Consider the following 22934-nt stretch of genomic DNA (forward strand, 5'->3'; position numbering starts at 1 on the left):
CTTACAATAAATGTTTGAACAAAGCAAAGAGCGTAAGCTATTAGCAGTATTGACAACAGCGGAAGAAGTTTGTCCGGTCCGTTGTTTGAAACTGCACTGGCAACAAGAGCAAGCACAGCATATGGTGTCAGTTCTATTATATATGATATTACTTTATATATTATTTTTGAACCAGAATCTATAAAATCTTTAAAAGGTTTTGCATCCTTTTCATTTTCAGAAGAAAGTGAAACGAAAGCTATTCCTATGATTACTGAAAATAATATTACTGGAACGATTGCGTTATTTGATGCCTGAGCAATGATATTTTTCGGAAAAAGATCAATTATTACTTGAGTGAATGCAGGAACTTCCTTTGGAACATAATCTGTAGGAAGACTAACCTCTGCTCCCTTTCCTACAAACAACATAAGTGCTGTCACAACTGTAAGTCCTGATGCTATTGCAGTGTTTGCTGTAAGCCATGCAACGCTTTTCATTCCGATTGTCTTAAGTCTTTGAATGTTGTCAAGAGCTGATATGCTTGATACTACTCCGAAGAACAACAATGGCAGCACAAAAGCGGATATTAAGCTCACATATATTTTTCCGATGGGCTGTACAAGATCAAGTTTTCCTCTAAACAAAATCCCAAGCCCTATCCCAAGTCCAAGGGCAGTAATTGTTCTAATTCCAAAATCAATTTCCTTCTTTGCCATTAATGCAAGTATTCCTATTAATACCAAGGCAGCTAGAAGCGCCAGATATGATGTTACGTCAATATTTAAAATCATGATTCTTCTCCTTTAGATTAATGTTGTTGTGATAAATAAATTCATTAAATAATTTTTAATTATATCTGCAACAGCAACATATTTTTCCGCCGGCTCCTGAGTTCCTCATCATCATTTTGTCAAATCTTTTCATTTTTCCTCCATGGTTTTCTGACTATTCTTATATGTTTTGTATGTATTATAATATATTAAACTTTTAATGTTGTCAACAATAAACATTTGTAAATTTTATCCAAATTATACCAATAAAAAGTTGCTCTGCAACTCCGCTAGGGGGACCTATGTCCCCCGACCGCGCAAAAATTGCTGAGCATCCCCCTTGACGGCAAGGGCGTTTGCAATCCCCGTTTTTTATATACGAGAAAGAAAACTTTCCTCGTATATAAAAAAAGCAAACCTCTTGGATTTGCTTTTATGCCTTAAGTAAATTCTTAAAATATTCTACGTGCTGCTTTTCCTCTTCAATAATTTTTTGCATTACTTCTTTGGCAGTATGGCTTGATATTCCTTTATACATCTCATTATATACTGTTACAGTTAGCTCTTCTGTTTTTAATGAACTTAAAACAGCTGATTCAAAATCTTTGAACGCATCCTTTGGTTCATCTTTTTTATTAAAAACCTGATTTTCTATTAATGATCTTAAATAACTTGTTACTTCTTCATCATAAAGATATTCCGAACCGACTTCATTGCCTTTTTTTAATTCATCATAAAGCTGTAAAAACTTTTCTTTGTGGAAAAATTCCTGGCTAGCAGCTGCTATTAGAAATTCTTTGGTTTTTCCTGTAGTGTTGTTTGCTCCATTCTTGTAAAATTTGTAACCTTCTTCTTCCATTAACATTGCAACTTTAAGCATTTCAAGCCCGCTGAATGAGTTGTTTGACATGATGTTACCCCTTTCTCTTTAATGTATTAAGCATACTACTATTTTAGTTATTTGGCAATATATGTTAAATCGTTTTGTTCTTACATTTTTCTCCGTATTTTCTCTGACAATTAATTTGATAATTTTCCTGCTAAACAAAAATATAAACACTACCCAGCAGAATATATTTTATCATTCAAGGTGAACAACGTCTACCATGGTTCTTTTTTTTCATTCATGAATTAACTCCTTTATTTTATCACATGTAAAACACATACCCATTAAATAAAATTCTAAAACAATTTTCTATACTAATGATGAATTATATAATATAATAATTTAAACGTAAATTATATTTGGAGGCAAAATGGAAAATTACAACAATCTGGTATTAATGCTTAAGGATTCAAAAACCGGTTTTTTTGATAGAACAATTGGTTCATATGAAATTCATAAAAATATGGAATACATAGATAAAATATATGCAATGGAGGAAGGTAGTAAACTATTTATCTTCTTAACAATTACAACTCTTGATATTGAAGAAGACTGGAAATTTTCAGGAATTTTTGATTTGTACAATGAAGAAATTTTTTCAGGTAAAGCAGTTAGTTTTGAAGAATTATCTGAGGATTACAATCCTAAATGGATTATAAAAATTGAATATTCAGAAGATCATAAAAAAACAGAAGAATTCCTGAATGAACTGTTAAATATTCATACATCGGAATTAGAACGAATAATTCCTTTGATAAATCCTGAAGATTATATTCAGGAATAATTAGAAACATTTAAGCCGGAACTTAATAAAACAGGCAAATTAAGTCATTTGCCTGTTTTTGATATTTTTTATTAAGTTTTATTCTTCAACCTTTTTTCTTAAAATGAAGTATGGTTCAACCTCATGGTCTATATCCATTTTTACTGTCATTTGAGCGTGAGGTGCTGATTCGATTTTATTTCCGTCTTTGTCCTGCATGTTTTTGGCAATAACTTCAAAATGTGTTCCCTTTGGTCCGAAACATTCAAGAGTATCGCCTTCTGAGAACTTGTTTCTTTGTTCAATTACACAGGTTCCTGATAGTTTGTCATAGGATCTTATTATGCCCACGACGTCGTATGTCCGGATGTAGCTGCTTGAAGTGTAAAGCTGACCGTCCTTGTACGGGTTGCCGAAGAAAAATCCATATGAGAAGTCCCTGTGTGATGATTTTTCAACTTCTTCCTTCCAGTACTTTGTATTTCTTTCACTTTCCGGTTTTTCAAGCTCATCTAGTGCATTTCTGTATGAACGAACAGCAATTGCTGTATAGTATTCGCTTTTATTTCTTCCTTCGATTTTAAGAGCTGTTATTCCAAGATCCTTGAACTTCTGCAGGTGTTCAACCATGCACATATCCTTGGAGTTCATTATGAATGTTCCTTCTTCATCTTCATCAATTGGATAGTATTCTCCCGGACGCTTTTCTTCAACAAGATTGTACTTCCATCTGCAGGCTTGCGCGCAGTCTCCCTTGTTTGAATAACGACCCGTCATGAAGCTTGACAACAAACATCTTCCTGAATATGAAATGCACATTGCTCCATGTACAAATGTTTCAAACTCAAGTTCCTTGGGAGAGTTTTTAACTATTGCTTCAATTTCAGGAAATGAAAGCTCACGAGCTAGCACAATTCGGCTCACACCTTGTTTGTACCAGAAATTTGCCGAATGAAAATTAGTTGTGTTTGCCTGAGTGCTAAGGTGAATTCTCATGTCAGGTATTGTTTGTTTCACAACTTCTATTACTCCAGGGTCTGCTACTATAAGAGCATCTGCTCCGATAGTCTGAAGATATTTGAGATATTCTTCAAGTCCCTGTAAATCATCGTTGTGTGGTGCTATATTTACTGTTATATTTGATTTTCTGCCGTGCTTGTGGCAGTAGTCGATTCCGTATTCTAAATCCTTGCTTGTGAAATTCTTGCCCCCTGCTCTCATTCCCATTGTCTTTCCGGCAAAGTATACTTCGTCTGCTCCGTATTCCACTGCCATGATGAGCTTATCTAAATTTCCTGCAGGTGCTAATAACTTTGGTAACATATTTTCTCCTTTATTTGATTAATGTGACTGCCAGTCCGTCTCCTAGGGGAAGGACCGTTGTAATGTATCTTTCATCATTTGAAATATATTCTAAATAATTTCTCATGTTTCTGACCAATGTTTTCTTTCTTCTGACAACCAGCTCATCTGTTGCTATCATTCCCTGATACAGCACATTGTCAGAAATTATTATTCCTCCTGATTTCATCTTCATGCTGCATTTGTCAAAGAAAGTCCTGTAATAGCTTTTTGCAGCATCTATGAATGCCATGTCGAAGGTTCCATCAATTTTATCGAGATTTTCAACAGCATCTCCAAAATGAACCTCTATGTTTTTTTCAAGATTGAAGCTTTGTATGTTTTTTAAAGCTTCTTCGTAAAATTTTTCGCTTCTTTCAAGCGTAACAACTTTTCCTTCATTTTTCATGACGCTGCTCATGAATATTGAAGAATAACCTACATTTGTTCCAACTTCTATGATACTTCTGGCATGGAGCTGATTTATCACAAGCCTTAAGTACTGTCCAACTTCCTTATGAATTATTGGAAGACCTCTTTCAACACATTGCTGTCGGAAATTTTCTAATTTTTCATCCTCATTTTTTATGAGATTTTGTATATATGTGTCTATATAATCTCTGTTTATATTGTCCATTTTTCATCCTTAATCTAAATACTCGTTTGCAGCTTTAATGTGCTGGTCATAACTTTTTGAAAAGTAATGTGAACCGTCTCCCTTTGCAACAAAAAACAAATAATCAACATCAGCCGGTTCAAGCACCGCCTTTATAGAAGCTTTTCCGGGGGAGTTTATTGCTGTAGGCGGAAGTCCTTCTACAACATATGTGTTGTACGGTGAGTCAATTGCTATGTCATCATAAGTAAGTCTTTCCTTCCACTCACCATGGGCATAGTTTACAGTTGCACAAGACTGAAGTTTCATGTTAATATCAAGTCTGTTTAAAAAAACTGCAGCAACTTCATCCCGTTCTTCATCAAGCAATGCTTCCTTTTCAACAATGCTTGCGAGAATAATGGTTTTTTCAAAGTCTAACTTTGCATTTTCCATTCTTGGTTTTATTTCATCCATGTAAAATCCGTCAAACTGATCAAGAAGAGTTCTTACAACATCCTCTTCACTTGCATTTTTATAAATGTTGTATGTGTCAGGCATAAGAAATCCCTGCAGATTTGTTATGTCCGGGTTTTCTTTTAAAAAAGAAAAATCTTCTTTGAAATATTGCCCGTCCGTCATTAAAGCAACGAATTTGTCGTAGTCAAGTCCTGTCTGCTCTGCAATTGAAGAAGCTGCTTCTTCCAGTGTGAGTCCTTCAATTATTGTTATGTTTAAAGTGTTTCCTGAAGATCCTCCGTTTATTAAAGTTTCAAGTATCTCATCAGCATCCATGCTTTTTGAAAACACAAATGTGCCTGCTTTAAGTTTACTATCTGCTCCGGTTTTTTCGGCATGATATTTGAAGACTTTTGTATTTCTTATGAGATTATTCTCAAGCAGTATTTCTGCTATGTCAACTGTTGTGCTTCCTGAAGGAATTTCCACAGATAATTTACTTTCATCGTAAATGTCTACAGCTTTTAAATTTTCCTGCACAAAATTGTTAATAAACATGTAAGCTCCTGATGCTATTATTATAACAAGAAGGACAGCAATTATTTTTTTCATAATACCTCCGTATTGTTGCTGACTTATTTTGAAATCCATTAAATTATACAACCTTTCAGCATCAATTACAATAAAAATCAATTTTTTTAAAAATGATGAATAATATTTGGTCTGTTGGTCATTATAATAATGCTTATTACTTCGAAGAGAGGGTTGGTTCTTTTGGACAGATTGAACTTGGGTGACGCTCCCAATACGAAGATAGATAATTTTAGCGTAGCAAGATTAAGAATGGATGGCTTTTCAGGTTTATCCAGTGACTTTAATGATAAACCAAATTCAAATTTAAATATTCTTTCAAAAAAAGAGAATACGAGAATGGAAAATAAGAAAATTGTTAATAACAAACCATCCCAATTCGGACCTATTTGGGGTGTTAACTTCCACATTATCAAAAAGTAATAAGCACATAAGCAGTCGGCGAACTTCGCCGGCTGCTTTATTTTTATTATGATTCAGCAAAAGTCCTATCGATATTACATCACATTTTATTCAATGAATTAACATTATTCAAAGAATCCACATATTATAATACCAAATGCTTTAGGAGGTTATTATGATATCTAAGAACAATGTGAATGATCCAAATTTAAATACAATAAATCCAGTTATGGAAAGAAATCATCAGTGTCTAACCATAGGAAGAATAGCGCCTGACTTTACGGCCATAACAACAGACGGCATCATAACAATGTCCCAGTACAGAGGAAAATGGGTTCTTTTATTTTCGCATCCGGGAGACTTTACTCCTATATGTACATCTGAATTCATTGCTTTTTCACAGCTGTACTCTGAATTTGTTAAAAGAAATGTACAGCTCATCGGTGTGAGCATCGACAGTAATCCTGCCCATCTTGCCTGGTTCTACGATATTCTTCAGTTTACCGGCATAAAAATTCCATTTCCGCTGATTGCCGACAGAGATGCAGAAGTTTCAGCCCTTTACGGCATGGTAAATCCAGACAGAATTTATGAGCAAAGTGTTAGAGATGTGTTCATAATCGATCCCAATCAGAGAATAAGGGCAATACTTACATACCCGGCTACAAATGGAAGAAATATGTATGAACTTTTAAGGCTCATTGATGCCCTTCAAATTTCAACAGAATACAGTGTAGGCACCCCTGCTAACTGGATGCCTGGTGATCCTGTTATTGTTCCTGCTCCAAGAACATTTAATGAAGTAATAGAAAGGTCTTCCAATCCTGACCCCGACTGGAATTGCAGACAATGGTATATGTGCTACACGGATTATCCCGGTGAGTCTACAGGCTCAACTACTCCCACAGGCGGTGGCTCTGCAGGAGATTTAACAGGCGGTGAACCCCAGGGCATCATCAAAGAAGATTAAAAAATGCTCCCTCTTGATTTTATCTTGAAGGGAGCATTTATTTATTAATTTATTTAATGCAAAATTTCTTCAAAGTCAAATTGTTCGCTTTCAAGCTTTTCAAACAAGTTATCATCATCAAACTTATCGTTGTCTACTTCAATTATAATTGGAAGTATCATAGGATTACGTCTGATTTTATCGTAAATAAAGCTGCTGAGGGCATCCTTTATTGCCATTTTAATGTTGTTCCATTCCTTGACATTTGTTTCCTGGCATTTTGTAAGAGCTTTTCTGATAACAAATTTTGAATCTTCAATCAAATCTATGTTTTCACGAACATATATGAAGCCTCTGGATACAATTTCAGGACCTGCAAGAACTTTTCCGGTTCCCTTTTCTGTAGACAGCACAACTATTATCAATCCGTTTTCGGACAAAAGCTTTCTGTCTCTGAGAACTATGTTTCCTACATCTCCAACACCTAATCCGTCAACAAGAATATTTCCTGAAGTAACAGTAGAATTTTTTGATATGGATTTTGATGTTAGTTCAATAACATCTCCATTTTTACCTATTAAAGTATTTTCCTTCGGAATTCCAAGTTCTTCAGCCAGTCTTGCGTGCTGAACCAAATGTCTGTACTCGCCGTGTACAGGTATGAAAAATTTTGGCTTTAAAAGAGAAAGCATAAGCTTTAATTCATCTCTTCTGGCGTGTCCTGACACGTGAACCTGAGTCAATGCGTCATAGTATACTATGGCTCCCTTTTCATAAAGAGTGTTTATTACTCTTGAAACGGTTTTTTCATTGCCCGGTATGGCACTGGCAGAAATAATAACCAGGTCTCCCTGCTTTATTTGTATTTTTTTATGGTCATTGTTGGCAATTCGGGTAAGAGCCGACATAGGTTCACCCTGACTGCCTGTTGTTATAATTACCACTTCATTGTCTTTGTATTTTTTAAGGTCATTAACATTTATAAGTGTGTCTTCAGGAATGTCCAGATATCCAAGTTCCTGTGCAACATCGATGTTATTTATCATGCTTCTGCCGGAAACAGCCACCTTTCTTCCATATATTACAGCAGCATTAATAACCTGCTGTACGCGGTGGATATTTGATGCAAATGTTGCAACCAGTATTCTTGATTCACAGTTTTTGAAAGATTCAATAAATTTTTCGCCCACTGTTCTTTCTGAAGCTGAAAACCCTTGTCTTTCCACGTTAGTGCTGTCTGACATGGCCAGAAGCACACCTTTTCTTCCAAGCTCTGCAAATGTTCCAAGATCAATAACATCATCGTCTATAGGCGTGAAGTCAATTTTAAAGTCTCCAGTATGCACAACCATTCCAATTGGTGTGTCGATGGCAAAGCCAACAGCATCTGGAATGCTGTGGTTTGTTTGGATAAATTTAACCTTGAAGCATCCCAAGTTGATTGTCTGTCCCTTTTCAACAACATTGAGGGAAGCATCTTCAATTTTATGTTCCAGTATTTTATTTTTTACCAAACCAAGTGTAAGCTTTGTTCCATAAATGGGAACATTTATTTTTTTAAGCAAGTAAGGAATGTTGCCTATGTGGTCTTCGTGACCGTGTGTAAGAATTATCCCTTTTATTTTGTCTTTGTTTTTTATTAAATATGTTATATCCGGAATTACTATGTCTATTCCTAGCATTTGGTCATCAGGAAATGACATGCCGCAGTCTATAACTATGATGTTTGTGCCATATTCTATTACAGTCATGTTTTTTCCGATTTCCCCCAGACCTCCAAGGGGTATTACCTTTAGTTTATGTTTCTTTTCTGTTGCCATTTTCATTCTCCTTATTTCTGCATTGACCGCAGATTCCGGTGAATTTGACCACGTGATTTAATATTTCAAAATTGTATTGTTTTTCTATTATTTCTTCCAATGAGTTCATCAAGTCTTCTTTGACTTCAATGATCTTTCCGCATTTTTTGCACAATAAATGATGATGCTGATGAATTTCGTTACTGTTTGGCGACAAAATTTCATATCTGCTAAGTCCGTCATCAAAATTATGCTTGTATACCATACCGATTTCTTCAAAAAGCTGAAGTGTCCTGTAAGTGGTTGCAATTCCCATCTTAGGGTTTTTGTTTTTTACAAGTTCGTAGATTTCTTCTGTACTTAAATGCTTATCTTTGTTTTCGACCAGGATTTCATATATCATGGTTCTCTGTATTGTAGATTTATATCCGTTTTCACACAGCAATTTAACCAAATTATCTGCTTCACTCATAAAAACACCCCCTTGCTTTGATTTAAATTAAATCATCAGCTATACCTTCATAAACTTCAATAACTTCTTGAATTTCTTCTTCATCTTCTACAGGAATAAATACTCCGTTTCCGTCTTCAGTTTCTTCAACATAAAATATCATGCCTTCGTCAGAGTTGATTTCATGAAGAACAGCATACATTGTATCATCAATATGAAATGTAGCTTCCACAACAAGTTTTTCTTTTTTTCCTTCTTCATTTATCAGTTCAATAATATTTTCTTCCATTTTTCTCCTCTTGGCCTATATTTTATTCTTTGTTCTCTGCATATATCCTGACAGAATTTGAACTGCGGCTAATTTGTCTATTACTTCTTTTCTTTTTTTCCTTTTAACATCGGCGTCTATCAACATTCTTTCGGAAATAGTTGTGGTGAACCTTTCATCTTCGAACTCAACAGGCAAATCAATATGCTGCTTCATCTTTTCAATGAAAGCAAGAACTTTCTCACCTTGAATGCCTACTGTTCCATCAAGCATTTTTGGCAATCCTGACACAATCTTTGTTACCTGATATTCACCTATAATCTTCTTGAGCTCATTAATATCGTTCTTAATATTTGTTCTTTTTATTGTAGTGACTCCTTGGGCTGTGATCATCAACAAATCACTCACCGCCACTCCAATAGTTCTGTCTCCCACATCTAGACCCATTAATCTGTCCATAGCAACCTCACACAATTTTGATATAAAAATCCGTACATTCACCGGCGCAGTAGCTGCACAAAACACATTTGCTCATATCAACGACACACTTGCCGTCTACAATCTCAAGGGCATTCTGTCTGCACTTTCTTGCGCATTTTCCGCAACCAATACACCACTCTTCTACAACGAGAGTTCTCTTTTGATTTCTGATTTTATTTTTTATATTAATATTTAACTCATTGTTTTCCAAATAAGCGATATTAGCATCAATTTCTTCAACCGTGCTCATACCTACTGCTATGGAGTCCACAAAACTCAAATCATTTGCAAACTTGAAGGCTTCCCTTGCTTCGTTTATCAAATGTCCTCCTCCATAGATTTTCATTGCCATTATGAATTTGTTGTTCTTCTTTGCCTTTTTTACAGCTTCAAGCATGTCATCAATTGTACCGTCTGAGATTCCAATGCCTTTCATGTTTAAAAGCGGAAAAACAAATTCTATTTCCTTGAACATTATGCTGTCACGTACAGCTTCAACTCTGTGAGTTGATATTCCAAAATGTTTTATTATACCTTGTTGTTTGTACTCCATCAATCGTTCCACTGCCTGATAATGGCCCAAAAAATTGTTGCCGTTATCCTGTTCGTGAAGCATGAATACATCGAGATATTCTGTGTTCATTTCTTCTAAAGCCTTATTGACACTATATTCTGCAGATTTTCTGTCATATGCATAGCTTTTTGTTGCTATGTTTAGTTTAACCCTGTCTTTGTCTTTTATGAATTGTTTTATAATATTATAGTTGTCATAAAGCTCGGCTGTGTCAAAAAAATTTATTCCTTTGTCATAAGCGTAGTTCAGTAATTTCACTTTGTTTTCTTCGGTATTATTGTTTTGTAAATCGCTTAATGACAGTGTTCCGTAACATAATTTTGATACATTTTCTTTTTCAAATAAATTTATATATTTCATTGTTTCTCCAATATTGCATATGCAATATAAAAGAGACGGCAAGGGCGTCCCGCCCTTTGCAATCCCCGTTTTTATAATATAGGAAAGAGAACTTTCCTATATTATAAAATAGAGCAGTATATACACATATACTGCTTTCCACATAGAATTTTTAAAGGTCTATTACATCTAAATAAACATTTAATATTTCTTCTAACAGTTCGTCTCTCTCTATTTTACGTATTAAACTTCTTGCATTGTTATGATTTGTTATATAAGTAGGATCACCTGATAATATATAACCAATGAGCTGGTTGTTGGGATTATAACCTTTTTCTTTCAGTGACTGATACACCTGTGCTATAATCTCTCTGGCTTCATTTAATGATTCCATATTGTAATCAAATTTTGCTGTATTGTTTACATTGCTATCCATAATAACCACCTCTTTACATAACCTTTGTATATTGTACTACATTTTTGTAATAAAATCAAACATTATTAAAACAATTAATAATTAATAGTTAAGAATTATTGTTGGAAATGTGCCGCGGCACATTTCCTTCATTAAATTCGTTCTTCATTCTTAATTTTATTATATGTTTCTTAACTGTTCCTTAACTGCTTCGATTGCTTCGTCAATTTTTTCAGGATTTTTTCCACCTGCCTGGGCAAAGTCTGGTCTTCCGCCTCCGCCGCCTCCTGCAACTAAAGCAGCAGCCTTCACAATGTTTCCTGCCTGAATTCCCTTGATGTTTAAATCCTTTGTAACAGAAGATACGAACAGCACCTTGTCTCCTAAGTCCGATGACAGGATAATTGCACAGCTTTCGTTTTTATCTTTTATTTTGTCTGCAATTTCCCTTAGAGAATTTGCATCCTTCTCTTTAAGTTTAAGGGCAAAAAGTTTTATGCCGTTTATTTCTTCAAACTGGTCAAGGATCTGATCCATGCTTTTTTTAAGTATTTCATTGTTAAGCTTTTGGATTTCTTTTTCTTTGTCCTTAGTTTCCTTTTTAAGAGCATTCACTTTTGAAGGTAGCTCTTCCTTGCTTGTTTTCATGGCAGCACAAACTTCATCTGTAATTTTAACAAGATCATTTAAGTATTCTATTGCTGTTCTTCCGGTAATTGCTTCTATTCTTCTGATTCCTGAAGCAATTCCTCCTTCAGAAATTATTTTAAACATACCTATTTTAGAAGTTTCATCAATGTGAGTTCCCCCGCAAAGTTCCTTGCTGAAATCTCCAACGCTGACAACTCTGACAACTTCCTCGTATTTTTCGTCAAACAAAGCTGTAGCTCCTGATTTTCTTGCTTCTTCTATATTAAGAACATCAGTGTTGACTTTGTAATCTTCAAGTATTGCTTCATTAACGCGTCTTTCAATCTCACGAAGTGTTTCATGGTCCACTGCTTCAAAATGTGTGTAGTCAAATCTGAGTCTGTCCTTTGAAACATATGAGCCTGCTTGATTTACATGATCTCCAAGCATTTCCTTAAGCACTTTGTGAAGAATGTGTGTACATGTGTGGTTCTTTGCAGTGTTTTTCCTCTGGTCAGTATTTACATCTGCAGAAATTTTATCCCCAACAGAAATACTTCCCTTTAAAACTGTTGTTTCATGAAGGAAAATACTCTTTTTAAACTTCTTTGTGTCTGTAACTAAAGCTTCCATTCCTTCTGCTAAGAATTTTCCCGAGTCTCCTGACTGTCCGCCGCTTTCTCCGTAAAACGGAGTTTTGTCAAGAACAACAATACCGCTTTGCCCTTCGCTTATGGTGTTTACCTGTTCCTGATCAACAACAATTGCAACTACTTCTACAGTATCACATAACTTTTCATATCCTGTAAAAATTGTTTTTTCAGTATCTATATTGAATTCTTCATCTTTCCATCCGGAGCTGCCAGTCTTGCTTCTTGCTTCTCTGGCCATTTGTCTGTGCTCTTCCATTATTGATTTAAACTGGTTCTTGTCGAATTCAAATCCATTTTCTACAAGTATTTCTTCTGTAAGTTCTGACGGAAAACCGTAAGTATCATAAAGCTTGAACGCAACACTTCCGTCAAAAACCTTTTTGTCAGTTCCTTTCATTGCTTCAAGTTCTTTCATGAGAAGCTCAAGTCCCTGGTCTATGGTTGTTTTGAACTTTTCTTCTTCAAGCTGAACAACCTTAAGAATGTAGCTTTCCTTTTCAGCCAGCTGAGGGTATGCTTCCTTCCAGTTGTCAATTACAACCTTCACTGTCTTTGTGAGGAACTCAGAATGTATTCCAAGAGATTTTCCCTGACGAATAGCTCTTCTTATGAGTCTTCTTAAGACATATCCTCTTCCTTCATTTGAAGGTATAACTCCGTCTCCGATCATGAATGTTGCTGCTCTTGAGTGGTCGCAGATTATTTTCATTGATGTGTCTTTTTTCTTGTCGACACCATATGTAACTTTAGATATTTCTTCTACTTTATATATAATTGAAATAAGCGGCTCAACGTCGTAAACTGTTGGTTTTCCCTGAAGAACCGATGCTACTCTTTCAAGTCCCATTCCTGTGTCTATATTTGGATTTGGAAGCGGATGGTACACTCCTTGTTCATCCTTGTCAAACTGAGTGAACACCAGATTCCATATTTCTATGTATCGGTTGCAGTCACATCCTGGTTTGCAGTCTGGTGAGCCGCATCCTCTGTCAGCTCCTGTGTCGTAATATATTTCAGAACATGGTCCGCTTGGTCCCACTTCAAGTTCCCAAAAGTTGTCGTCCTTTCCAAGTCTCACTATTCTTTCCTTTGGAATGCCTACGCTGTTATGCCAGATTTCAGCTGCTTCGTCGTCATCTTCATACACTGTTACCCAAAGTCTGTTTGCATCTATTTTCAAAACGTCAGTCAGAAGTTCCCAGGCCCATGCAATTGCTTCATTTTTGAAATAATCGCCGAATGAAAAGTTTCCAAGCATTTCAAAGAAAGTCAAATGTCTTGCTGTGAGACCAACATTGTCTATATCGCCTGTTCTTACGCACTTCTGACATGTTGCCATTCTTTTTGAGGGCGGTGTTTCAGCTCCCGTAAAGTATTTCTTCAAAGGTGCCATACCGGCTCCTATTAAAAGCAGACTCTTATCATTTTTTGGAATCAATGAAAAGCTTTGCTCAGTCAAATGTCCTTTACTTTTGAAAAAATTTAAATACTCTTTTCTTATATTGTTTATGGAAAATCTATCTAATGTATCCATGGTTCCTCCATTTCTCATAGGTACTCTTTATTAAGAAATTATAATGTATTCTTTCCCCTATTGTCAACTATATTTAAAATTTCTACACTTTACAAACAAAGTACAATAGAGTTACCATCTCTTAATAATTAAAAGCGGAGCTGCGCTCCGCTTTTATTAATATTTTTAGTGGCAGTGGATGTCTTCGTCATCTTCAGGCTTGTAATCTTCCAAGCCTTTTATAACCTTGCCTGTTTTTTGTGAATAATCAAAAAGTGCTGATTTAACTGCCTGCTCAGCTAAAACTGAACAGTGAACCTTTACAGGCGGAAGTCCACCCAATGCTTCTATAACTGCTTTATTTGAAAGTTCAACTGCTTCGTCAATGCTCTTTCCTTTTATGAGTTCTGTTGCCATGCTTGAAGAAGCTATGGCAGAGCCGCATCCGAAAGTTTCAAACTTTACATCTTCAATTATATCATTGTTTATTTTCAAATAAATTTTCATTATATCTCCGCATTTTGGGTTTCCAACCTGGCCTACTCCGTCTGCGTTTTCCATTGAACCTACATTCCTTGGGTTTCTGAAGTGGTCCATCACTGTTTCTGTATACATAATATCCTCCGATTTTTAAATCAATATGTTATATTTTATATTATAGACTGTTTCCTTTTTTCAAGTCTTCGTCGTTTTTAATAGGTGACATCATTCTTAATTTTGAAATTATATTTTTCATTGTTTCAACTGTAAAATCTATGTCTTCTTCAGTAATTTCTTCACTGATAGAGAAACGGATTGATCCGTGTGCTGTACCATGGTCAAGTCCTGTTGCTAAAAGCACGTGTGAAGGATCAAGTGAGCCCGAAGTACATGCTGAACCGCTTGATGCAGAAATCCCTTCCATATCCAGAAGCAAGAGTATTGATTCTCCTTCAACATACTTGTATGAGAAGTTTACATTGTTTGGAAGTCTCATTGTAGGATGTCCGTTAAGTACAACGTCAGGAATGTTAGTCTTGATTCCTTCAATAAGTTTGTTCCTCAGTTCAGTTAATCTTGCAATGTGTTTATCAAAATCTCTTGAAGCTATTTCAACAGCCTTGCCAAATCCAGCTATATTTTGAACTCCTTCAGTTCCAGCTCTTCTTCCTCTTTCCTGTCCGCCGCCGTGGATAAAGTTGTCGATTTTAACTCCTTTTCGGATGAACATTCCGCCAACACCCTTAGGACCGCCGATTTTATGAGCTGACATGGACAAAAGATCTATGTGTTGCTTTTTAACATCGATTTTCACGCTTCCAAGTGCCTGGACTGCGTCAGTGTGGAATATGATTCCATGTTCCTGAGCGATTTCTCCAATTTGTTCAATTGGCTGAATTGTTCCTATTTCATTGTTTGCATACATTATTGATATAAGTATTGTTTCTGGTCTTATGGCTTCTTTTAATTTTTCAAGGTCAATCATTCCATATTTGTCAACATCGAGATATGTTGTTTCAAAACCAAACTTTTCAAGATATTCACATGTGTGTAAAATTGCATGATGCTCTATTTTTGTAGTAATTATATGATTTCCTTTGTTCTTGTTTGCAAATGCCACTCCTTTAACAGCCCAGTTGTCTGATTCGGAGCCGCCTGCAGTAAAATATATTTCCTTTTCATCTGCATTTAAGAAGTCTGCAACCTGTTTTCTTGCATTTTCTATGGCTTCTTTAGACTTTCTTCCAAGCTCATACAAAGAACTTGAAGGATTGCCGTAATATTCATCGAAATATTGACGCATTTCTTCTACTACTTCTTTTTTAACTCTTGTTGTTGCAGCATTGTCAAGATATAGTTTCTTGCTCATTTTATTCCTCCGTTAATATTGTTTTTCGTTCCTCATACATATCAGCTAAAGTTATATTATCTATAACATCGTTTATACTGTTTTCTATTTTTTCAAATATAACTCTTGTGGCACAAATTGATTCTCTTGAACACACTTCCTTGTTTATGCATTCAGAAGTTGTAATTTCACCTTCCAATGTTCTAAGTACCATTCCCACAGTTATTTCATCCGGTCGTTTTGCAAGCATGTATCCTCCCTGAGGACCCCTGACCGTATCTATAAAGCCGACTTTTTTTAATTTAGCAAAAAGCTGCTCCAGATAGCTTTCTGATATATCATATTTATCTGATATTTTTTTAAGAGAAACAGGTCCCAAACCGTAGTTCAGCGCAAGTTCAAATATTGCTTTAAGTCCATATCTGCCCTTTGTTGATAAAATCATTTCTGCTCTCCTTTCAACAATTCCTACCTATTTAGTAGGGTATGGCTTATTATAATATACCCTACTAATTTTGTCAACATTATTTAAAATTTTTTTATGTAGTTATAAAATGGCTAAAAAAACCGCAACATTAAATAATATTGCGGTTAAATCTGCTTAGTCAACACGTTTCAATACAGTTGTGTTCCTGCCTGCTTCCTTTGCTTTGTACAACTCTTTATCAGCTGCTTCCATAATTTTTGAAGCACTTCCCAATGTGGCTGCCTTACCTGTAACTCCTCCAATACTAATGGTTACAGCATTTGTTTGTCCATGTGCAGTGTAGTAAAGATTAAGCTTTTCAACTTCATTTCTTATACAGTTTGCGAGTTCCAATGACTGTTCATAGTCTATGGACTTTGCAAAGTATACAAATTCTTCTCCTCCATACCTTCCAAATGTGTCTTTTCTTATATTTTGAATATTTCTAATACAACTTGACACTTTCTTCAAGCAAAAATCACCTTTTGAATGTCCCCAGCAATCATTGTATTTTTTAAAATGATCAATATCTATCATGAACAATACCAGGCTGTCATCATTTGTCAAAGCTTCCTCCACAGTGTTGTTCAGGCAGAAGTTTATGCTCCTTCTGTTTGGAATGCCAGTAAGTTCATCTTCATAAGCTCTTTTTTCAAGTATTTTATTTGTCTCTCTTATTCTTTGCAGTTCCTTAGTTTGAGCAGATATCTCCTTCTGAAGCCTCGTTTTTAACTTCTCGTATTTTTCATTTTCCTTAATGTATTTCAATTCTACATTTAACAGCTCAAGTTTGTTTCCCAAATTTGAAGCTGTTATTTCTTCATTGATGTTATAGAATTTTTTGTAATATTCAAGAGATGATTTATAATCTTCTTCACTTTCGTAACATTCAGAAATATACTTGTATACTTGGCACATCTTTTTTTTCGCATTTATTTGTTCAGCATAGGACATGGCATTTTCAATATAAACAAAAGCTTTTCTGTCATTTTTATTAAACATTAGCTCTGCTATATTCATAAGAACATCTATGGTAAAATATTTGTTGTTTACTTCCTCTAATCTGTTAAGTGCCCTGAAATAGTATTCTTCTGCCTTCTTGAAGTCGTTGACTGCATAGCATATTTTTCCCAGCCTGTTTTCAATGTCTCCCATGGTTAACATATCATTTTTTTCAACTAAAATATCATAGCTTCTTAAGTAGTACTCCAGGGATTCATCATACTTGCCTTCATTGAAAAAAATCTCACCTATGTTTCCAAGTATGGATGCTTCATTCATACGGTATTTGTTGTCTTGGCATATTTTGAGAGCATCAAAAAAATAAGCCAGTGCCTTTTCGTTGCTGGAAGATTCCCGGTATATTTCGCCTATGTTGTTCATTATACAGCTTTGCATAAATTTATTATCTTGTTTAGAGGCAAGGTCAGAAACTTCTAAAAAATATCTCAGTGCTTCTTCATACATTGAGCTGTAAAAGTAAGCAATGCCAGCAAGGTTCAATGATTTCATCTTTCCGTCTGCATTATTTGTATCCTCAAAAATTTCCAAAGCTCTAAGAGAACAATCAAGCATTTGATTTATTTCAGATTTTGCCCTGCAGGCAAAGGAAATGGCTACAAGGCTGTAGCCTTCTTCAGTTTTTAGATTGAATTCCCTTGACTTATTGTACGCTTCCATGCTCATTTCATAGGATTTATACGGCCTTACAGCAGCAATCTCCTTTGATTTTTCCAGAATTTCATATATTTCTTTACAAACAGTTTCCTTCATGTCAATTTCCTGTCATAATAATATCATATAATTTCTAATTTAATTTCAAAAAACACCAATTTTCAGCATAATTATACCACTACTTACCTTTTGTTTCCAGTAAAATATTATATTTTACTAACATTTACACAATTTCAAAAAAAACGAAAACCGCTTGCGGTTTTCGTTATTGACTTTTCTTCTTTATGGAAGAAGTTTGTAGACATAGCTTCCATTTTTATTGACAGCGCTGTACACGTTGTCTACGGAATATTTTCCGCTGCATTCATTTAGAACTGTATTTAATGCTTCTTTTCCAAAAGCTTTGATGCACAAATCACACTCGCTTTTGATGCTGAAAGGCGTCTGCATCAACCTGATATTTCTTACTCCGTAGCCCAGCAGTTTGTTGTATGCGGCTACAGCATAATTCCCGTGTTTAAAGGTTATTATATAAAGTTCCATAGAAATCCTCCTTTATTATTCCCAGTATTATTTTATTAAAAATAACACATAAGGTTACAAGGAGAAACTTCAATATCAGTTAATTTGAATTTCCTTTGCTTCTTCAGGCTTAAAATCATTTTTCAAATCATAAATATTGTGAGAAGTATAATCTCTAAGCTGTCTGTCACCAAGAGAATAACATCTCATGAATCGTTTTGAGTCAACTGTTGTCCAATGCTCAGCATCCCATGTAAGGTATCCGTCTTCGTCTGTTTTCTTTTCGTGCAAAATTAAATCTACCTGTCTGTTCTTTTCTTTCATCAAGTCTATGAGGTCCTTTGTTGTCACTTCCAACTCAACTTTGTTTATTAAATCGTATGCTTTCATTTTTTCTCTCCTGCAATTAATTTAGATATCCGTGTTCGTCTTCGTTGTCGTAAATACTCAGTTCGTCTTTAAGAAATTCCAAGTTTGATTCGTAGTCCTCTTCAGAAATCTGATTGTTGAACAGTAAGTCATCCAGCTTGTTTTTGCTGTCTTCAAAAATGAAGATTTCCTTGCAGGGCCATATGGTGTTGCTTTTGTTCTCATGGTTTGACTTCAGAACCGAAATGAGCATTTCATCTTTGTCCAGCTCCAGAATTGTTCCCATGAGAAAAAACTTGTTTATTTTAATGTTGTGCAGTTCAAACAAGTCTCTCACTTTTTTTATGAACAAATAATGGTTTCTTTTGATTTCAAATGACACGTTGTCATTTAAAACCTCATCCTGCAGGTCTTGATTGTAAAAATCTACAGAAATGTCATATTTGTCATTTGTGTCGTATTCTTCAAATTTTATTTTGTTTTCTAATATTTCATCTATATCCGTATCTGTAATACAGGAATTAAATAATTTGTAATTCATAGAAGTCCCTCCGTTACTGTTTCAGGTATTCTAAAAACTTTTTGATTCTGCTTTCATAACCTGATTCCTTAGGCTGATAAAAAGTCGAGTTTCTCATTGTATCAGGCAGATAATTCTGCTTTACATAAAACTTTTCATAATCGTGAGGGTATTTGTAGCTTACTCCTCTTCCAAGCTTTTCTGCTCCGCTATAATGTTTGTCTTTCAAGTGAAGAGGAACATCAACGGCATTTTTCTCCACAGCATCCATTGCTCTGTCAATTGCAATGATTGAAGCGTTGCTTTTAGGAGCACAGGCAATGTATAATACAGCCTGTGCAAGAATAATACGCCCTTCAGGAAAACCTATTATTTCCACAGCCTTAAAAGCATTTACTGCAACTTCTAATGCCCTTGGGTCTGCATTTCCAACATCTTCGGAAGCACAGATTATAATTCGCCTTGCAATGAACTTTGGATCCTCTCCTGATTTTATCATTTTTGCCAGCCAGAAAACCGCTGCGTCAGGATCAGAACCCCTCATACTTTTGATAAATGCTGAAATGGTGTCGTAGTGACTGTCTCCGTTTCTATCATATTCAAGTTTTTTCTGCTGTATGCATTCTTCTGCAACAGAAATATCTATTATTATTTCGCCATCTGTCTCCGGAGTTGTTTCTACTCCAAGCTCCAGGGCGCTTAACGCTTTTCTTGCATCACCGTTTGAATTGTTCACAATATGATTTATTGCTTCTTCAGTAATTTTTACTTTTTTTGCTCCATATCCGTTTTCTTTGTCCATTGCAGCTTTTTTTAAAACTTTAATAATGTCATCATCTGTAATTTTCTTGAACTCAAACACAAGTGAACGTGATATCAAAGCAGGATTAACTTCAAAGTAAGGATTTTCGGTTGTAGCGCCAATCAAAATTATAGTTCCGTTTTCAACATAAGGAAGCAAAGCATCCTGCTGAGACTTGTTGAAACGATGGATTTCATCGATAAACAGGATTGTCCTCTTGTTGTACATGGACAACTGGTCAACAGCATAGCTTATTTTTTCCTTTATGTCTTTTATTCCGCTTGTTACTGCATTGAGGGTGGTGAAATTATTGTTGGTGTTTTCAGCAATAATCTTAGCCAAAGTTGTTTTTCCGGTTCCCGGAGGTCCGTAAAATATAGCAGAGGAAAGCTTGTCAGCCTTTATGGCTCTGTTAAGAATTTTTCCCTCTCCAACTATATGCTCCTGCCCAACAAATGTTTCAAGCGTTGCAGGCCTCATGCGCTGTGCAAGAGGCCCATTTTTTTTGATTGAATTTTCATATTGCATTTCAAATATATTCATCATATTATCTTAATAAAGCTTTCTTCCTATTGTAAGCTTCAAAGTGTTTTTTTTCATTTCCTTTTTGTCATATGCCTTTAAAAGAACAAATGACACTCCAAGGGATAATACAGAAGCAACTGCTGATATCATGTCTTTGTTTGGGCTGTTTGATAAAAGCTGCACAGCAGCTATTGTTATCATCATCAATCCAAATGGAATTCCGTAAAGTATGAAAATCTGTTTGAATGCAACCTCATTTTCAGTTGTGATTTCAACATAATCTCCCACTTCGTATCCTTCATTGATCTCTGTTTCAACAATTACATTTGCCTGGCTGCATGTACCGCTGCAGCTGGCACAGCTTGAACCGCATCCGCTTGGTCTTCTCACTGAAACAGTTGCTCTGTTTCCATTTATTTTTTCTATCTTACCTACCTGATTCATTGAACATTCCTTTCATATAATACAATGTTATTCAGCTGTTACCTCTATCTCAAGTTCCTTTAGCTGTTTGTCTGTTACACCGCTTGGTGAGTCAGTCATGAGGCATGAAGCACTTTGAGTTTTAGGAAATGCTATTACGTCTCTTATATTGTCACTTTCTGTAAGAAGCATCATAAAACGGTCAAGTCCGTAAGCAATTCCTCCGTGAGGGGGTACTCCGTATTTGAAGGCTTCAAGAAGATATCCGAATTTATCCTGTGCTTCTTCATCAGTGAATCCAAGTGCTCTGAACATTCTGTTCTGCAGTGTTCTGTTTGTTATACGAATGCTTCCGCCGCCTATTTCATCTCCATTAATAACTATGTCGTATGCTTTTGCTCTCACAGCGCCAGGATCAGATTCTATTTTGTCAATATCTTCATCAACAGGAGCTGTAAAAGGATGGTGCTTGGCAACATATCTGTCTTCTTCTTCGCTGTATTCAAACAACGGGAATTCAGTTATCCAAACAAGTTCAAATTTATTGTTGTCAATTAAATTCTTGTCGTGAGCAATTTCAATTCTCAATGCTCCCAAGGCTGTGTTTACAACTGATTCCTTGTCAGCCAATATGAAAACAACATCTTTTTCCTTGATCTCTAATCTTTCCATTAATTTATTTATTTCTTCTTCTGTCAGGAATTTTGCTATTGGAGATTCAAAGGTGTTGTTTTCATATTTGAACCATGCAAGACCTTTAGCTCCATAAGTCTTGACGAATTTTTCAAGCTTGGAAATTCCCTTCTTTGAGAACTCATCAGCTGAACCGTCAATTTTCACACACTTAATTTTACCACCGTTGTCGTAAGTTGATTTAAATGCATTAAACTCAGAATTTGCAAAAATGTCAGTGATGTTTTCAAGTTCAAAACCAAAGCGAAGGTCAGGCTTGTCGCATCCGTACTTGTCCATGGCTTCCTGATATGACATGCGTCTTATAGGAAGAGTTATATCAACATTTTTAATTTCCTTGAATATTTTTTGTATGAGTTTTTCATTGATGCCTATTACATCTTCCACATCAACGAATGACATTTCAATATCCACCTGAGTGAATTCCGGCTGTCTGTTTGCTCTTAAGTCTTCATCTCTGAAGCATCTCACTATCTGATAGTATCTGTTCATTCCGGACACCATCAAAAGCTGCTTGTAAAGCTGAGGTGACTGGGGCAATGCATAAAAGTTGCCCGGATTTACCCTGCTTGGCACAAGATAATCTCTTGCTCCTTCAGGAGTAGGTTTAGCCAAAAATGGAGTTTCAACTTCATTGAAGCCGTTGTCATACAAAAAGTCTCTTATTACCTTTGATGTCTTACTTCTTGTTAAAAGATTCTTCTGCATGGATGGTTTTCTTAAATCTAAATATCTGTATTTCAAACGCATTTGTTCAGATACGTCATCGTTGTCTTTTATATAAATCGGAGGAGTTTCAGCTGTGTCCAATATTTTTAGTTCATGAGCATAAACCTCAATTTCTCCGGTTGCCATATCAGGATTTTTAGATTGTCTTTCTAAAACTTCACCTCTTACAGCAATAACGAATTCACTTCTTAAACTTTCAGCCTTATCAAATGCTTCCTTGTTAACATCAGTGTCGAATACAACCTGAATCAACCCTGTAACATCTCTTACATCGGCAAAAATAAGACCTCCGAGACTTCTTCTTTTTTGAACCCATCCCATGACTACAACTTCTTTACCAATATGGTCCTTGTTCAGTTGTCCGCACATGTTAGTTCTTCTGAGTGTTCCCATAGTTTCCATAATTATCCTCCAAGCAATTTATCAAAAAAAATAACCCATCCCCTTAGGGACGAGTATAACCCGCGTTGCCACCCTACTTGGACTATAAATAGTCCCTCTCAATTAAGTAACTGCTGTAATA

25 protein-coding genes are annotated in these 22934 nt (G+C 35.5%); 3 read left to right on the forward strand and 22 right to left on the reverse strand.

Annotated elements, in window-relative coordinates; translation table 11 throughout:
* Positions 1 to 773: dicarboxylate/amino acid:cation symporter (locus BN358_RS04600; RefSeq protein ID WP_019228119.1), on the reverse strand; the 773-nt coding region annotated here is incomplete at its 3' end.
* Positions 774 to 1185: 412 nt separating this feature from the next.
* Entirely contained in the window at positions 1186 to 1662 is a 477-nt protein-coding gene (locus BN358_RS04605; RefSeq protein WP_019228120.1) for a ferritin family protein, read from the reverse strand.
* 346 nt (positions 1663 to 2008) lie between these two features.
* Here BN358_RS04605 and BN358_RS04610 point away from each other — a divergent pair, with 346 nt between their 5' ends.
* Positions 2009 to 2422: a DUF6762 family protein gene (locus BN358_RS04610; protein ID WP_019228121.1), complete on the forward strand. Its 414-nt coding sequence runs from the start codon at positions 2009 to 2011 to the stop codon at positions 2420 to 2422.
* Positions 2423 to 2500: 78 nt separating this feature from the next.
* Here BN358_RS04610 and BN358_RS04615 read toward each other — a convergent pair whose 3' ends face one another.
* From BN358_RS04615 to mltG, 3 genes are read right to left on the reverse strand one after another with little or no spacing between them, the layout of a single operon-like run.
* On the reverse strand, positions 2501 to 3724 hold the full coding sequence (locus BN358_RS04615) for a U32 family peptidase (protein ID WP_019228122.1): 1224 nt from the start codon (positions 3722 to 3724) through the stop codon (positions 2501 to 2503).
* 10 nt (positions 3725 to 3734) lie between these two features.
* Complete coding sequence (locus BN358_RS04620) at positions 3735 to 4379, reverse strand: O-methyltransferase (RefSeq protein ID WP_019228123.1); 645 nt, start codon at positions 4377 to 4379, stop codon at positions 3735 to 3737.
* A gap of 9 nt (positions 4380 to 4388) precedes the next feature.
* Positions 4389 to 5408, reverse strand: coding sequence for an endolytic transglycosylase MltG (gene mltG, locus BN358_RS04625; protein WP_019228124.1), 1020 nt, complete (start codon positions 5406 to 5408; stop codon positions 4389 to 4391).
* Between the two features lie 162 nt (positions 5409 to 5570).
* Between mltG and BN358_RS04630 the strand changes: the two genes are divergently transcribed.
* Positions 5571 to 5810: a hypothetical protein gene (locus tag BN358_RS04630; RefSeq protein WP_157593245.1), complete on the forward strand. Its 240-nt coding sequence runs from the start codon at positions 5571 to 5573 to the stop codon at positions 5808 to 5810.
* Positions 5811 to 6018: 208 nt separating this feature from the next.
* Positions 6019 to 6759 (forward strand): peroxiredoxin, encoded by a 741-nt coding sequence (locus tag BN358_RS04635; RefSeq protein WP_083851504.1) that lies wholly within the window; start codon positions 6019 to 6021, stop codon positions 6757 to 6759.
* Between the two features lie 53 nt (positions 6760 to 6812).
* Here BN358_RS04635 and BN358_RS04640 read toward each other — a convergent pair whose 3' ends face one another.
* The 17 genes from BN358_RS04640 to aspS all read right to left on the reverse strand — a co-directional run bounded on the left by BN358_RS04640 (position 6813) and on the right by aspS (position 22813).
* Positions 6813 to 8558: a ribonuclease J gene (locus BN358_RS04640; RefSeq protein WP_019228127.1), complete on the reverse strand. Its 1746-nt coding sequence runs from the start codon at positions 8556 to 8558 to the stop codon at positions 6813 to 6815.
* The gene (locus tag BN358_RS04645) at positions 8536 to 9009 is read right to left on the reverse strand and encodes a Fur family transcriptional regulator (protein WP_019228128.1); all 474 of its coding nucleotides are present in this window, start codon (positions 9007 to 9009) and stop codon (positions 8536 to 8538) included. Before BN358_RS04645 ends, BN358_RS04640 begins: the two co-directional genes overlap by 23 nt.
* A 22-nt stretch (positions 9010 to 9031) precedes the next feature.
* On the reverse strand, positions 9032 to 9277 hold the full coding sequence (locus tag BN358_RS04650) for a DUF1292 domain-containing protein (RefSeq protein ID WP_019228129.1): 246 nt from the start codon (positions 9275 to 9277) through the stop codon (positions 9032 to 9034).
* Positions 9278 to 9292: 15 nt separating this feature from the next.
* Complete coding sequence (gene ruvX / locus BN358_RS04655) at positions 9293 to 9715, reverse strand: Holliday junction resolvase RuvX (RefSeq protein ID WP_019228130.1); 423 nt, start codon at positions 9713 to 9715, stop codon at positions 9293 to 9295.
* A 7-nt stretch (positions 9716 to 9722) separates the two neighbouring features.
* Entirely contained in the window at positions 9723 to 10670 is a 948-nt protein-coding gene (locus tag BN358_RS04660; protein ID WP_019228131.1) for an aldo/keto reductase, read from the reverse strand.
* A gap of 151 nt (positions 10671 to 10821) precedes the next feature.
* Complete coding sequence (locus BN358_RS04665; protein ID WP_019228132.1) at positions 10822 to 11085, reverse strand: IreB family regulatory phosphoprotein; 264 nt, start codon at positions 11083 to 11085, stop codon at positions 10822 to 10824.
* Between the two features lie 159 nt (positions 11086 to 11244).
* Entirely contained in the window at positions 11245 to 13881 is a 2637-nt protein-coding gene (alaS, locus tag BN358_RS04670) for an alanine--tRNA ligase (protein ID WP_019228133.1), read from the reverse strand.
* 165 nt (positions 13882 to 14046) lie between these two features.
* A complete protein-coding gene (gene nifU, locus BN358_RS04675; RefSeq protein WP_019228134.1) occupies positions 14047 to 14475 on the reverse strand; it encodes a Fe-S cluster assembly scaffold protein NifU in 429 nt (142 codons plus the stop codon).
* 40 nt (positions 14476 to 14515) lie between these two features.
* Positions 14516 to 15709, reverse strand: a complete 1194-nt coding sequence (gene nifS, locus BN358_RS04680) for a cysteine desulfurase NifS (protein WP_019228135.1) — start codon at positions 15707 to 15709, stop codon at positions 14516 to 14518.
* 1 nt (position 15710) lies between these two features.
* Complete coding sequence (locus BN358_RS04685) at positions 15711 to 16133, reverse strand: Rrf2 family transcriptional regulator (RefSeq protein WP_019228136.1); 423 nt, start codon at positions 16131 to 16133, stop codon at positions 15711 to 15713.
* A 156-nt stretch (positions 16134 to 16289) separates the two neighbouring features.
* Positions 16290 to 17927: a tetratricopeptide repeat-containing diguanylate cyclase gene (locus BN358_RS04690; RefSeq protein ID WP_019228137.1), complete on the reverse strand. Its 1638-nt coding sequence runs from the start codon at positions 17925 to 17927 to the stop codon at positions 16290 to 16292.
* A 183-nt stretch (positions 17928 to 18110) separates the two neighbouring features.
* On the reverse strand, positions 18111 to 18371 hold the full coding sequence (locus tag BN358_RS04695; protein WP_019228138.1) for a putative Se/S carrier-like protein: 261 nt from the start codon (positions 18369 to 18371) through the stop codon (positions 18111 to 18113).
* A 75-nt stretch (positions 18372 to 18446) separates the two neighbouring features.
* Positions 18447 to 18740, reverse strand: coding sequence for a hypothetical protein (locus BN358_RS04700; protein WP_019228139.1), 294 nt, complete (start codon positions 18738 to 18740; stop codon positions 18447 to 18449).
* Between the two features lie 16 nt (positions 18741 to 18756).
* The gene (locus BN358_RS04705; RefSeq protein ID WP_019228140.1) at positions 18757 to 19260 is read right to left on the reverse strand and encodes a hypothetical protein; all 504 of its coding nucleotides are present in this window, start codon (positions 19258 to 19260) and stop codon (positions 18757 to 18759) included.
* Positions 19261 to 19273: 13 nt separating this feature from the next.
* Positions 19274 to 20584, reverse strand: coding sequence for a replication-associated recombination protein A (locus BN358_RS04710; protein WP_040582036.1), 1311 nt, complete (start codon positions 20582 to 20584; stop codon positions 19274 to 19276).
* A gap of 9 nt (positions 20585 to 20593) precedes the next feature.
* Positions 20594 to 21010 carry a SoxR reducing system RseC family protein gene (locus BN358_RS04715; RefSeq protein WP_019228142.1) on the reverse strand — a complete coding sequence of 139 codons (417 nt, stop codon included), beginning with the start codon at positions 21008 to 21010 and terminating at the stop codon, positions 20594 to 20596.
* A 27-nt stretch (positions 21011 to 21037) separates the two neighbouring features.
* Entirely contained in the window at positions 21038 to 22813 is a 1776-nt protein-coding gene (gene aspS / locus BN358_RS04720; protein WP_019228143.1) for an aspartate--tRNA ligase, read from the reverse strand.
* Positions 22814 to 22934: the final 121 nt, after the last annotated feature.

The sequence above is a fragment of the Sedimentibacter sp. B4 genome, from assembly GCF_000309315.1.
Lineage (GTDB): Bacteria > Bacillota > Clostridia > Tissierellales > Sedimentibacteraceae > Sedimentibacter > Sedimentibacter saalensis.